The sequence below is a fragment of the Streptomyces sp. NBC_00691 genome (assembly GCF_036226665.1).
GTDB lineage: Bacteria > Actinomycetota > Actinomycetes > Streptomycetales > Streptomycetaceae > Streptomyces.
This window is the reverse complement of sequence record NZ_CP109007.1, coordinates 1020597-1034396: the sequence shown is the minus strand read 5'-3', so window position 1 is coordinate 1034396 and position 13800 is coordinate 1020597. Positions and strand designations below refer to the sequence as shown.

Annotated in this window: 9 protein-coding genes; 7 read left to right on the top strand and 2 right to left on the bottom strand. The window is 74.5% G+C overall.

The annotated features are described in order from the left end of the window. Positions 1-9: 9 nt before the first annotated feature. A complete protein-coding gene (locus OG392_RS04500) occupies positions 10-591 on the bottom strand; it encodes a sugar O-acetyltransferase (RefSeq protein ID WP_329275828.1) in 582 nt (193 codons plus the stop codon). 313 nt (positions 592-904) lie between these two features. Between OG392_RS04500 and OG392_RS04495 the strand changes: the two genes are divergently transcribed. Continuing rightward, positions 905-2071 (top strand): alanine--tRNA ligase-related protein, encoded by a 1167-nt coding sequence (locus OG392_RS04495; RefSeq protein ID WP_329275825.1) that lies wholly within the window; start codon positions 905-907, stop codon positions 2069-2071. Between the two features lie 117 nt (positions 2072-2188). Then, a complete protein-coding gene (locus OG392_RS04490) occupies positions 2189-2770 on the top strand; it encodes a hypothetical protein (RefSeq protein WP_329275822.1) in 582 nt (193 codons plus the stop codon). 23 nt (positions 2771-2793) lie between these two features. Here the strand turns inward: OG392_RS04490 and OG392_RS04485 are convergent, their stop codons facing one another. Then, positions 2794-3279, bottom strand: a complete 486-nt coding sequence (locus OG392_RS04485) for a VOC family protein (protein WP_329275820.1) — start codon at positions 3277-3279, stop codon at positions 2794-2796. Positions 3280-3631: 352 nt separating this feature from the next. On the opposite strand from OG392_RS04485, the gene OG392_RS04480 reads away from it, so the two are divergent. The 5 genes from OG392_RS04480 to OG392_RS04460 all read left to right on the top strand — a co-directional run bounded on the left by OG392_RS04480 (position 3632) and on the right by OG392_RS04460 (position 13568). Further along, a complete protein-coding gene (locus tag OG392_RS04480) occupies positions 3632-5986 on the top strand; it encodes a SpoIIE family protein phosphatase (RefSeq protein ID WP_329275818.1) in 2355 nt (784 codons plus the stop codon). Positions 5987-6081: 95 nt separating this feature from the next. Then, positions 6082-6765, top strand: coding sequence for a transcriptional regulator (locus OG392_RS04475; protein ID WP_329275817.1), 684 nt, complete (start codon positions 6082-6084; stop codon positions 6763-6765). Positions 6766-6867: 102 nt separating this feature from the next. After that, the gene (locus OG392_RS04470; RefSeq protein WP_329275814.1) at positions 6868-10053 is read left to right on the top strand and encodes a type 2 lanthipeptide synthetase LanM family protein; all 3186 of its coding nucleotides are present in this window, start codon (positions 6868-6870) and stop codon (positions 10051-10053) included. Positions 10054-10169: 116 nt separating this feature from the next. Next, positions 10170-10370 carry a hypothetical protein gene (locus OG392_RS04465; protein WP_187624205.1) on the top strand — a complete coding sequence of 67 codons (201 nt, stop codon included), beginning with the start codon at positions 10170-10172 and terminating at the stop codon, positions 10368-10370. A 75-nt stretch (positions 10371-10445) separates the two neighbouring features. After that, a complete protein-coding gene (locus OG392_RS04460; RefSeq protein WP_329275811.1) occupies positions 10446-13568 on the top strand; it encodes a helix-turn-helix transcriptional regulator in 3123 nt (1040 codons plus the stop codon). Positions 13569-13800 lie beyond the last annotated feature (232 nt).

The window sequence follows — 13800 nt, the reverse complement described above, 5'->3', positions numbered from 1 at the left end:
GGGTGTCCCTCAGAGCTCGCGGACGGGCCGGGCGGGGTTGCCGACGGCGACGACGTTCGCCGGGATGTCCCGGGTGACGACCGCGCCGGCGCCGACGACGCTGTTGTCCCCGATGGTCACACCCGGGCAGACGATGACGCCTCCGCCGAGCCAGACGTTGTCCCCCAGCGTGATCGGCCGCGCGGCCTCCAGCTTGTCCCGCCGGGGCTGGGGTTCCAACGGGTGAGTGGGTGTGAGGAGTTGGACGTTCGGGCCGATCTGGCAGTCCTCGCCGATGGTGATCGCGGCGACATCGAGAGCGGTCAGGTTGTAGTTGACGAACGTGCGGGCCCCGATGGTGATGTTGCTGCCGTAGTCGACATGGAGCGGCGGCCGCACGTCGATGCCCTCGCCCGCGGAACCGAGCAGTTCGGCGAGGATCGTGCCGGCCTCGGCGGGATCCTCCAGGTAGGCGGTCCGGTAGCGGTCGGCGAGCCGCATCGCGTGCCGCTGCCGGTCGGCGATCTCGGGATCGTCGGCGATGTAGAGATCGCCTGCCAGCATGCGCTCCAGTTGGGTGCGCGGGTCGTCAGCAAAGTAGTCCGTCGCCATGCGTACGATCGTACGCCCTGGAGCGTACGTTCGTACACTCTGATGCCTCGCGCGGCGCCCCCGGTAGGGCCCCGGAAATCCACGTGCCCGAACGGCGGCGGCGCGCTACCGTCGCTCGTATGAACGTCACCGGCCGAAGCCTCACCGCGACCGCGCGAGCGACCAGCTCGCCGGTTGCCGCCGCCTGACCTTCCCCCTCCCATCGGCGACCGGAAACGGCCCGCCGGTGGTTCCGCGGCTCCTCCGCCCGCTTCGACGACCGTGCCGGTCCGTTCTCCGGCGCCTCCCTTGCCGTACGCGAAGGAGTCGTCCCATGAAGACCGACCACATCGTCCGCACGTTCGTCGAGTTCTACGAGGAGCGCCGTCACCACCGCATCACCGGATCGACGCTGCTGCCGCCGCCCGGCGACCCGGTCCTCTTCACCACCTCGGGCATGCACCCGCTCACCCCCCACCTGGAGGGTCGCCCCCATCCGATGGGCCGGCGCCTCGTCGACGTCCAGCGCTGTCTGCGCACGACTGACCTGGAAGAGGTCGGCGACTCCACCCACCTCACCGTCTTCGAGATGCTCGGCACCTGGTCACTGGGCGACTACGAGGGTCCCCAGAGCCTCGAATGGGGATACGACCTGCTCACCGACGGCCTCGGCATCGATCCCGGCCTCCTCCACGCCACGGTGCACGCCGGAGACGAACGGACGGGACAGGACAGCGCCTCGCTGGAACTCTGGCAGAACAGAGGCGTCCCCGTGGAGCTCACCGTCACCGACAACTGGTGGTCCAACGGGCCGACCGGCCCCTGCGGACCGGACTCGGAGATCTTCTTCTGGAGCGGGGACACCCCGCCCCGGTCGACCCCCACCGAGGACGACCGCTGGGTGGAGGTGTGGAACCACGTGATGATGCGTCACCGCCGCCTCGACGACGGCTCCCTCGTCCCGCTTCCGCAGCGCAACGTCGACACCGGGCTCGGTCTGGAGCGGCTCGCCTCGCTGCTCCAGGGGAAGCCGTCCGTGTTCGAATGCGACGTCTTCGATCCATGGCGCCGGCTCGTCCCTTCGATCTGGACGCTGGACGAACCGACCGGGCGTCTCGTCCACGACCATCTTCGTTCGGCCGTCGTGGTGAGCGGCGACGGGGTGCGCCCCGGCAGCACCGGACGGGGTTACGTGCTGCGCCGCCTGGTCCGCCGGGTGCTCACCGTGCTGTGGCGGGAGGATCCGACGCGCACGCTGGGAGACCTGCCGTCCGAGCTGGTCGAGCACACCCTGGACCACTTCCGGCAGGACACGGACCCGGGTGAGGTGCGCCGGATGCTGCTCGACGAGGAACGCCGGTTCGGGCGGCTCCTCGAACGCGGCCGGCGGTTGCTGGCCCGCCCGCGGTTCCGGCGGCCGCTGGACGAGGGGGACCTCCACTACCTCCACGACACGCACGGTCTGCCGCGGGAGCTGGTCAGGACCCTGCGCGAGGAGTGACGAGGAGGGGGCGGAGAAGGGGGGAGGTCTCCCTCCGTACAGCCGGGTTCACCCGTGACGGTGGACCCGGACCGAGCCGCCCACGCGCCACGGGCCGGTTCGGGCACGGTGGTTCCCATGCACCCCCGCCGTACGACGTTCCTCCTGCTCTCCCTGCTCCTCACGGCCGGCTGTGTGGCCGTTCCCCATCCGCCGTCGCCCCGGCCACAGCCCGCTCCCGAAGGGCCGGCGCCGGCCGCCGACCGGCCTCCGTCGCCGATCCCGGTTCCGGCCTGGCCCGTACCCGCGCAGCCGGTGCCGCACGAGGAGATCGCCGACACGGACCCCCTCCCCGGCACGCCGACGGGGAAGCCGAGGACCCGGCCGGTCACCGAGGGCGTGGCGGACGCGGCCGAAGTTCCCGCCGCGCGGCGGTCGCCCGGGCGGCGGACGGAGGCCCCGCCGCCGCACCGGGGCGCGTCGGCCCCACGGACGTCGGAGAAGCGGACCTCGGGGAAGACCCGTGCCCGGACGGACCCCCGGGCGGTGGCGCCGTCCCGGCGGGGGACGACACACCCCGAGGCGCCTGCCGCCGTGCGCGCGGGGGCCCGGCCGGCGACCGAGGGGACTCCGGCGATGCGCGGACTGTGCCGTCAGGCCGAGGACATCGACGCTCCCATGGGCGCGGCGGACCTGTGCCGAGGCATGTACCCCCGCTGACGACGGGGCGCGCGGCCCGGGGATCAGGCGCCGTTCGACCCGGGGTCCGTGGACTCCAGCGCCTTCCTGGCCCGCTCGGCCATCTCCTCCTCGGAGACGTCCTCGATGTGCGAGGCGACGTTCCAGCGGTGTCCGAAGGGGTCCTCGAACCGGCCGGTGCGATCGCCGTAGAACTCGTCCTTGACCGCCGACAGCTCCTTCGCGCCCTGCGCGAGCGCACGGGCGAAGACCGCGTCGACGTCCGACACGTACACGTGCAGGGTGACCGGCGTGCCGCCGATCGCCTTGGGGGAGCGGAAGCCCATCTCCGGGAACTCGTCCGCGAGCATGATGACCGCGCTCCCGAGGGCCAGCTCCGCGTGGCCGATCTTGCCGTCGGGAGCCGGCATCCTCACGCGCTCCTCGGCGCCGAGCACGGCCACGTAGAAGTCGATCCCGGCCGCGGCTCCGTCGACACAGAGATACGGCGTGACCCGCGGATACCCCTCGGGGATGGGTTGTACGGTCACGGATTCCGCCTTTCCCGACACGGCGGTCGCCGTCGACCGCCACCTCCGCCCACTGATATCCCGGGCCCCGAGCCCCGCTCCGAAGCCGCGCGGCGGGTGACCACGGGATGCCCCGAAGAGCGGCAGCCGCGGCGAAGGCGCGTCCGGTCCCCGCCCTCCGCCACGTCCTCCGCCTCCGTCGCGCGGGCGCCGGGCGGGCGACGTATCGTCCGAATATGCGTGACGAGCGCGTCTCCCGCCGTCGACCGCGCGCCGGGCCGCCGGGCCCGGGCACGTGGTCCGGTGAACCACGCCGAGCTCCGCACGCGGACCCGCGCCGTGCCCCGTCGGCAGCGGCAGGCGGGTGAGGCCCGTGGCCGGGAGCGCGGGCAGCGGGCCCGAGGACGTCTTCGCCGACGGCCGGATGGCCGCCGTGCTCACCGGTCTCATGCGGGACACCGAGGCCTCGGTGGGGCTGGTCTACCTGCTGATCCCCGGGGACCGGATGCTGCGCCTCGTGCTCATCTCGGGCCTGTCCAGGGAGATCGTGGCGCCCTGGGTACGGATCCCCACCGACGCCCCCATCCCGGTCGCCGACGCCATCCGCGAGCGGCGGCTCGTATGGCTGAGCGGTCTGCAGGACATCGCCCACCGCTACCCGCGGATCGGGATCGTGCTGCCCTACGACTTCATGCTGGCGGCCGTCCCCATCGCCGACGACACGACCGTCTGGGGCGGTGTGGTCCTGCTCTGGCCGGGCTCGCACGCGCCGGAGCTCGACGCGCGCGAACGCGAGACGATGGACGTCCACTGCCGTCTGTCGGCGCGGCTGCTGCGGAGGGCCGCCGACCAGGATCCCCCGCCGCCCCACCCCACCGAACCGTACGTCGTCCACCCGCAGCGCCCCTCCGAGGCCGACCCCGCCCTCGCGGCGGCCGCACTCGACCTCGCGGAACGGCTGCCGGTGGGGTGCTGCTCCCTGGACCTCGACGGGCGCATCACGTTCATCAACACCGCGGCCGCCGAGCTGGTCAACGCCGGCGCGGCCGCGCTCCTGGGAAAGCGGCCGTGGGAGACCTTGCTGTGGCTGAACGACCCCGCCTTCGAGGACCGCTACCGCGCCGCGGTCGTCACCCGGCGGCCGACGTCGTTCACGGTGGTGCGACATCCGGCGACGTCGTTGCTGTTCGAGCTCTACCCGGACGCGACCGGCATCAGTGTGCTCATCATCCCGAAGGCGGACGGGCTGCTGCCCCACGCCGGGCCGCCCGGGCCGGAGGACGGACCCGTGCCTTACGAGGGTTCGGTCCCCGGGGTCGCGACCGCGCCCGAGACGGCGGACGGGACCGTCACGGAGACCGTCGCCGGGGCCGGTCCCGCGTCCGTGGCCGCCTCCGAACCCCGGCACCGGGAGGGCGGTCCGGACTCCTCGACCGCCCCTGGTCCGGGCTCCGGCCGCGGCGCCCCCGCGTCCGCCTCCGTCCCCACGCTGCCGAACCGCCCCGGAGAGCCGGTCGGCGCGACGGCCGTCTACCAGCTGATGCATCTGGCGGCCTCCCTGGCGGAGGCGGCCGGCGTGCGCGATGTCGTCGACCTGGTCGCCGACCAGATCGTGCCCGCCTTCGGCCCGGACGGCCTCGTCCTGATGAGCGTCGACGAGGGCCGGCTGCGCGTCATCGGTCACCGCGGCTACAGCGACGAGTTCGTCGAGCGCTTCGACGGCAAACCGCTCACGGCGCCGGTCGCCGACGCCCAGGTGCTCTCCACCGGCGTCCCCGTCTTCTTCCCCCGGTACGAGGACCTCCGCCGCGCCCATCCCCTCGCCCCGCGGTACGAGGGCCGCAACGCCTGGGCGTTCCTGCCCCTGATCGCCTCCGGCCGTCCCGTGGGCTCGCTGATCCTCTCGTACGGGCGGCCGCGTCCCTTCCCGTCGGCGGAGCGCGCGCTGCTCACCTCGCTGGCCGGACTCATCGCACAGGCGCTGGACAGGGCCCGGCTGTACGACGCCAAGCACTCGCTCGCGCGGAGCCTGCAGAACGTGCTGCTCCCGCACCACCTGACCTCGCTCCCGGGGCTCGACGTCGCCGCCCGCTATCTGCCGGCGGGGCACGGCATGGACATCGGAGGGGACTTCTACGACCTCGTCCGCGCGACCCCCACCTCCGTAGTCGCCGTCATCGGCGACGTCCAGGGACACAACACGACCGCCGCCGCGCTCATGGGACAGGTCAGGACCGCCGTCCACGCGCACGCGACGGCCGGAGCGTCGCCCGGCGACATCCTGGCGCGCACCAACCGGCTGCTCGACGACCTCGACGCCGACCGCTTCACGAGTTGTCTGATCGCCGAGTTCGACCTCGCCCGGTACCGGTTGCGCCTGGCGAGCGCGGGCCATCCGCCGCCCCTGCTGCGCCGGGCGGACGGCAGGGCCGAGGTGCTGGAGATCCCGCCGGGGCTCCTCCTGGGGATCGCGACGGACGTCACGTACGACACCATGGAGCTGCCGTGGGACCCCGGTTCCGTCCTCGCTCTGTACACCGACGGGCTCGTCGAGGCACCGGGCCTCGACATCGGTACGGCCATGGCGGACCTGGCGGAGAGGCTCGGAGTGTCGGGCGCCCCGGATCTGGAGCGGCTCGCGGACGAACTGACCCTGCACGTCAGGGACGCAGCGCACCGGACCGACGACGTGGCGCTCCTTCTGGTGGGGAGACCGCCGAGGTCGTAGCCCCGGCCGTCGTGCCGCCGACGGCCGCGGAGGCGCCGCCTTCGTGCCGTACGGGGCAGGTCCCGTCCCCGACCGGGCGACCTATGCTCTGACGTGTGGTGAACCCCAGCGATCTCCAGGACTCCTCGGCCGGCCCCGCCGGCTCGGCCCCCGAGCTGCTCGCCCTGCACGCCGTACGGCTCAAGGGCGTGGCTTCCGACGACGAGGCGGCGGCGCGCTACGGCCTCGACCCCGAGGTCGTACGGGAGGCGCTGCTCGACCACGAGGCGAGGGGCTGGGTGACCCGCCGGGCGTTCGCCGGGACACGGGGATGGACCCTGACCGACGCCGGCCGGACCGAGGGGGAGCGGCAGCTCTCCGGGGAGCTGGCGGAGTCGGGGCTCGGACCCTTCGTACGGGAGCGGTACGAGACGTTCCTCGCCCACAACGCCCGGTGCCTCCGCGCGTGCACCGACTGGCAGGTGCGACCGGACGGCGCGGGACGGCTGGCCGTCAACGACCACGGGGACGCCGTGTGGGACGGACGGGTACTCGACGAACTCACCGAACTGGGCGGTGTCATCGACCTGTTGTCGGAGGAGCTGGGCCTGCGGATCGGACGCCTCGGCGGGTACGGCCCCCGTTTCACCGGCGCGCTCGCACGGGTCCGGCGGGGCGAACTGTCCTGGGTCGACCGGGTCAAGGAGGACTCCTGCCACACGGTCTGGATGGAACTCCACGAGGACCTTCTCGCGACCCTCGGCATCGCCCGCGGCGAGGAGCCCGCGGCGCGCGCCTAGGGGAAAACATGGGGGCATGTTCCCCATGTCCCGCGGGCCCACCCCGTACCAGGATCGGACACGGCCCGGAGCGGTGGGCCGCGGTGGGCCGAGGAGGGGACGATGGCGGTGAGAGCCGGGCAGGAGCGGGCGGCGACGTCGCTGTCGGCGATCGAGCGGTGGTGGGACAGCGGACTGCTCCGCGGCGACGGGGACGCGGAACGGCCGGACTGGGCCGTGCTCGCCGAGGAGGCCGTGGACGCCGCCCCCGAGTGGCCCGAATCCGCAGTGCCCACGGGGGAGTTGCCCGGGCTCAGCGGATTCGAGTGGGTTCTGCGGACGTTCACCGGCTGCGCCGGGGCCCGGTTGGAGCGGCGCCTGACCGGCCGGGCGCGCGAGCGCGTGGACATGACCGCCGTACGGGGCGACCTGGAGCGGCAGCTCAGCGGCAGGCTGGCGCGGGCCGCCGCGCGGACACTGGTCCTCGAACTGCACGAGGCGCGCGGCGCCGGGCGCCTCGAAGGGGACGACTCGCGGTCCCGGTTCCGGGACTTCCTGGCGCGCACCGCCACCCGGCGCGGACTCTCCGACCTGCTCGCAGGGCGCCCCGTCCTCGCGCGGATCCTCGGGCGCGCGGCGCTGGACGCGGCGGACGCGGTGGCGGAGGCGCTGGAGCGGCTCGCGCACGACCACGCCCTGCTGGCGGCCGCCGGCCTTCTCGAGGACTCCGGCGACGGCCCCGGCCCGCTCGTGGGCATCGAACCCGGCGCCGGTGACGGACACCGGGGCGGGCGCAGCGTGATGCTGCTGCGCTTCGCCGACGGCACGCGCCTGGTGTACAAGCCGCGCCCCCTCGCCGTGCACCGCCACTTCAACGCGCTCGTCGCCTGGTTCAACGGGCTTCCCGACGCCGTGGACCTGCGCGCCCTGCGGCTGCTCGACCGGGGCCCGTACGGATGGGTGGAGTTCGTCGCCGCGCGGCCCTGCGCCGACACGGCGGAGGTCGACTCGTTCTACCGCCGCCAGGGCGCGCTGCTCGCGCTGCTGCACCTGCTCGACGGGACCGACCTGCACCACGAGAACCTGATCGCCGTCGGCGCCCACCCGGTCCTCGTGGACGTGGAGACCCTGTTCCACCCGCCGCTCCCCGGCACCGGCACGGCCGACCCCGCCGCCCGCGCGCTCCACGACTCGGTGTACCGGGTCGGACTGCTGCCGCAGCTCCTCGTCGGAGACCACAGTGCCCTCGACGTCTCCGCGGTGGGCGGGGGCCGCGAGGGCGTGTCCCCGGTGGAACGCGCGGACTTCGCCGACGCCGGCACCGACCGGATGCGCCTGGTGCGCAGGGCGGGGACCTTCGGCGAGTCCGCCAACCGGCCGCGGGTGGCGGGCGGCGAGCCCGTCGATCCGGGGGACCACATCGACGCGCTCTGCGCCGGGTTCCGGGCCGGCTACACGGCCGTGGCCGCGTCCGTGGAAGAACTCGTGGGGGAGGACGGTCTGCTGAGGTCGTTCGCGGAGGACGAGGTACGGGTGGTCGTGCGCCCCACCTGGGTGTACTCGCTCCTGCTCGACGAGTCGACGCACCCTGACCTCCTGAAGGACGCGGACGTGCGGCAGCGCGTTCTGGAGTCCCTGCGGAGCGAGCAGTTCGGCCCGGTCCTCCCGTCCGGTGTGATCGACGAGGAGATCGGTCAACTCTGGACCGGCGACGTGCCGTTGTTCACCGCGAGGCCCGGCCGTGACGACGTCCTCGGCACGCCCGGACGACCGCCCGCGGACCGTACGGAGCTGCCCGGCATCGCCCGTGTCACCGCGAAGCTCGACGCCCTCGACACCGTCGACCGGCAGGACCAGGAGTGGATCGTCCGGGCCGCGATGGCGACGACCTCCCGTGTCCCCGCGCACCGTCCCGTCACGGGCCGGCGGCGCACCCGGACCGCGGGCCGCGCCCCCGAGCCGGAGCGGCTGCTCTCGGCCGCCCGGTCCGTCGGGGACCAGCTGGTCTCCCTCGCGTACCGGGAAGGGCCGCGCAGCAACTGGATCGGCCTGGAGCTCCTCGACGACCGTTACTGGCGGATCGGCCCCATGGCGGGCGATCTGGCCGACGGCTACACCGGCCCGGCTCTGTTCCTGGCCCAGTTGGCGGCCCTCACCGGGGCCGGACACTACGCCGAGGCCGCCCGCACGGCACTGACGCCCGTGCCCGGGCTGCTCGAAGCGCTGCAGGCCCGGCCCGAGGAACTCGGCGCGGTGGGCTCGGGGGCCTTCTCGGGCCTCGGCGGCATCGCGTACGCCCTGGCCGAGACGGCACGGCTGCTGGTCGACCGGGAGATCGGCGCCTGGGCGTCGGACGCACTGCGGCTGGCCGCCGCGGCGACCGGTGCCGAGCCGGAGTACGGCGTGGGGGCGGGGCTCGCGGGCGGTCTCGTGGCGCTGTCGGCGGCGTGCGGGGGGCGCACGGAGACGGGTACGGGCGGGCGCGACGGCACGGGACCGGGTGTCGATCCGGCGATCGTGCGGGCCGCGCGGGGCTGCGCGGACCGGCTGGTCGCCGCCGTCCGCTCCGCCGCGGTCACCGATCCCACGGATGTCGAACTCATGCCCCTCGGACGGGGATTCACAGAGGGGACGGCCGGTATGGGGTGGGCTCTGCTGCGATTCGCCGAGGCCGAGGCCGAGGCCGAGTCAGCGGCACAGGCGGTTGAGGTCTCCGCCTTGGCCCCCGTCGACACCGCTGTCGGCGGCCTCGACGGAGCCGGGTACCGGGCCGCCGAGCGGTACCGGCTCGCCGGACTGTCCGCGATCAGGGCGGCCGTCGGCGTGGATCCGCCGTTCGGCACCCCGGGTACGGGCGGAGGCCGCAGGGGAGTCTCCGCCCCGATCCCGGGTCCCGGAGGCGTGGGCCTCGCCCGGGCTTCGGCCTGGTGCCGGGGGGACGCCGGTGTCGCGCTCGCCGTGCTGGACGCCCCCGCCGCCCTGGCCGACCCGGACCTCGCGGCCTGGGCGCGGCGGACCGCCGAGCGGCTCGGACAGGACGGGGCGGCTCCCGACGACAGCCTGTGCCACGGAGAGGCGGGCCTGTGCGAACTCCTGGACCATGCCGCGCTCCCCGAGGCGCGACCGCACTGGATCCGCCGAGCGGGCGCGCTCCTCGCCTCCGTCGAGGAGAACGACGCCAGGAGCGGCGCCCCGGACGGGGTCGCGCACCCCGGCCTTCTCACCGGTCTCGCGGGGATCGGCCACGGACTCCTGCGGGCGGGATTCCCCGAGCGCGTACCTTCGCTGCTCCTCCTGCGCACCCCCTAGCCACCCGATCCACCCACCCGATCCACCCACCCGACCCACCCATCCGACCCACTCCCGCCCCACGCACAGCTCGGCGCGACCACCACTCCCGCGGACACGAAGGACGAGTGAGGACCATGCAGATCAGTGACTCGGTGACGTACGTCAACGGCGGTGCCGGCGCGGAGGCCGCGGCCCAGGACGACCCGGTGGGCGAGGTGACGCTCGGAACCGGCGGCATGCTGGGGCGGCGCAGCCGACTGCTCCGGACGGCCGATCTGGACACGGTCGCCACATGGGACATGCCCTACACCACGGGCACCATCACGGTGTCCTGACGCGAGAGCGGGCGTGGGCCGGGGGATCCCCCCGGCCCACTGCCGTGCACGAAAAGGATCAAGTAGCCTGCGGACATGCGTGCGACGTCGTCGGTCATCGTGGGGCGGGACGCCGAGATCGAGTTACTGGACGAGGCCCTGGAGAGCGCCCGGAGGGGCGCCGGACGGGCCGTGTTCCTCCTCGGCGAGGCGGGGATCGGAAAGTCCAGGCTGGCCGGCGAGTGCGCTCTCCGCGCCTACGGCAGTGACATGCCGGTGCTGCGCGGCCGCGCCACGTCCACCGGGCTCGTCGTCCCCTTCCGGCCCCTGGTCGAGGCGCTGTCCTCGCGGTTCCGGGCGGCGGGGGCACCCAAGGACCCGGAACTCGACCCGTACCGGCCCGCGTTGGCCGGCCTCGTGCCGGAATGGCGGGCCGCCGCGACGGCGCCCGGCTACACGATCTCCCTCGTCGAACTGGCCGAGGCGCTCCTCAGACTGTTCGCCGTACTGGGGCGCGAACGCGGCTGTGTGATCCTCCTGGAGGATCTGCACGACTCCGACACCGAGACGATCGCGGTCGTCGAGTACGTCGCCGACAACGTGGCGGACCTCCCGGTCCTGCTGGTCGGCACGCTCCGGCCCGATCCGGGACCGGCCCAGGACCTCGCGCTCGCCGCCGAGCTGCGCAACACGGCCTCCCTGACGGAGCTGGGGCCGCTCGACGAGAACGCCGTACGGAACATGGTGGACGCGTGTCTGGACGCGGCCCCGGGCGAGGTGCCGCCGGCCGCGCACCGGCACCTCGCGCAGCGTGCCGGAGGGAACCCGTACCTCGTGGAGGTCCTCCTGGCCGACCTCCTGGACATGGGGCGGCTGAGCAGGGCGGACGGCGGCTGGCTCCTCGCCGATCACGGCGAGGCGGCGGTCCCCACGGGAGCGGTACGCAGCTGGGCGCGCCGCCTGGCCAGGCTCGACGAGCCGGTGCGTGAACTGCTGCTCATCGCGGCGACGCTCGGCGGCCGTTTCTCGGTCGGGGCGCTGAGGTCGGTGACCGGACTCGACGACCGGGCCCTCTTCGCCCACCTCCGGTCCGCGTCCGAGGCCGGGATCATCGCCCCGGACGGGGCGGCCCACGACCACTACACCTTCCGCCACGTCCTGACCGCCGACGCGCTCCGGGCGTCGCTGCCGCCCGCCGAGCAGGCCGCGCTCGCCGGACGCGCGGCCTCGGCGATCGAGGAGTCCGCCGCCGCGTCGCTCTCCTGCGACCGGCCGGGCGAACTCTCCGGGGAACAGAGCCAGTTGGTGGCCACTCTCCGGCTCGCGGCCGGCGACAGGGTGGCGGCCTCCCGCCAGTTCGCCCAGGTCGGGCGGCAGATGCTGGACGCCGGCGCCTCGGGCTCGGCGGCCGTGCTCCTCGAACGCGCCCGCGGTCTCGCGGCCGACGGGGAACGCGACGAGGTCACGGTGCAACTGGCCATCGCCCAGGCGGAGTCCGGACGGATCGACCTCGCGTCCACGCTGCTCGACGACCTGGCCCCGGTGCCCGCGGGTTCGGCCGCCGCGGAGGAGCGGGCCCAGGCGCACACCCAGGTCGCCTGGGTCGCGACGATGGCCGAGCGGCAGGAGGAGGCACGCCGCCGGATCCGGGCCGCCCGCGCCCTGCTCGGGCCCGAGCCGCGCCCGGAGCAGGAGGCGGCGCTCGTGGTCGTCGAGGGCCATCTGGCGCTCCTGCCGGAGCGGGACGGCGGGGACGGCGGGGACGGCCGGGGTGCTCTCGCGAGTGCGGCGGGCGGGGACGGTCGCGAGCGTCTGAAGGAGGCGGAACGTTCCGCCAGGAGCGCCGCGCTCACCGCGGAGCAGCGCGGCCGCCCCGTCGTGGCCTGCCAGGCCTGGCAGCTCCTCGCCCTGCTGTCCCGCCAGCGCGGATTCGACGAGGCCGACGCCTGTCTGGTGCGGATGCTGGAGGTCGCCGAGAAGCACCGGCTCGCGGTGTCGCGCGCGGAGGCGCTGGTCCGGCTCGGCACCAACGCGTTCATGCGGACCGGAGAGGCGACGCAGCTGGAGACCGCCCGCACGGCGGCGCACGAACTCGGCTCCCTGACCGTGCTCCAGACCGTCGACGGGCTGCTCGCCATGCAGAGCGTCCTCGCCGGACGGTGGGACCGCGCCCGGGAGATCGTCGACCGTTCCGTGGAGGCGAGCGCCCGCCTCCAGAACCTGTCGGCGCACCGCTACCTGCTCCTCGTCGACGCCACGCTCGCCGCCCACCAGGGGCGGGCCCGCGAGCAGGAGCGCGCCCTCGTCCGGTTCCGCCGGGCGGGCGGCGAGGAGTCGATGCTCGTCCCCCTGCAACGCGGACTGTGCCAGGCCGTCGGCGCACTCATGGCGGAGGACCGCGAGCGGGCCGGGGCCGAGCTCGACGCCTCGCTCGCCTGGGAGCGGGAGCACCCGAGCTTCTTCTACCTCAGCGGGCGGTACGGGCTCCGCCCGCTGCTGCGGATCCTCGACGGCGACCGCGCCGACGCCCCGGCGGCCGGCGGGGGCACGCCCACGAGCGGTGACGGCACGGTCGCGAGCGGCGGCGGCACGCCCACGAGTGGCCGGGGCCGCGAGATGTACCGGGACGCGCTCTCCTCACCGGGCGGACAGCTGGCCTGGAACCGGATGTTCCTCGGGATGGCGGACGCGGTCCTGCGCGGCAGGGACGGCGACCCGGTCGGCGCGCGGCGGGCGGTGGAGGAGGCCGGCCGGGCGGCACCGGTCTTCCCGCAGGGCTGGCACCTCGCCCTCCGGCTGGTCGCGGAGGCGGCGCTCGCCGACTCGTGGGGCGAACCGGTCGCCTGGCTGCGGACCGCGGAGGAGTACTTCCACGAGGCGGGCGTCCAGCCCGTGGCCGGTGCCTGCCGGGCCCTGCTGCGGCAGGCGGGGGTGAGCGTGCCGCAGCGCCGGGGCGGCCGGGAACGGATCCCGGCGGAGCTGCGCACCGCCGGCGTCACACCGCGCGAGTACGAGGTGTTCGTGCTGCTCATGGAGCGTCCGGGCAATCTGCAGATCGCCCGGCGCTTGTGCATCTCGCCCCGCACGGTGGAGAAGCACATGGCGAGCCTCATGGCCAAGACCGGCTGTGCCGACCGCTCGGCGCTGTGCGCGCTGTCGGCGGAGCGGGCGCAGGACGAGGGGCCGGCCGGGATCGCCGCCCGGCAGCCGTCCGCCTGACCGGAAGCGGGCGCCGGCCACCCGGCTGCCCACAGCCCGGTCGAGCGCGCGGCCGGCGGTGTGGGGGCTCGGCACACCCGGGATGGGGGCCGTTCCCGCATCCCGGGGGGCCGAGTCCCCCAGGGGGTGCTCCGCGGCGGTGCGACTGTGAGGGTCCGGTACCGATGTGTGAAGGTCCGGCGCGCTGGATCATCGAGCGGACCGACCAACTCCCGTCACCATACGGAGGTTC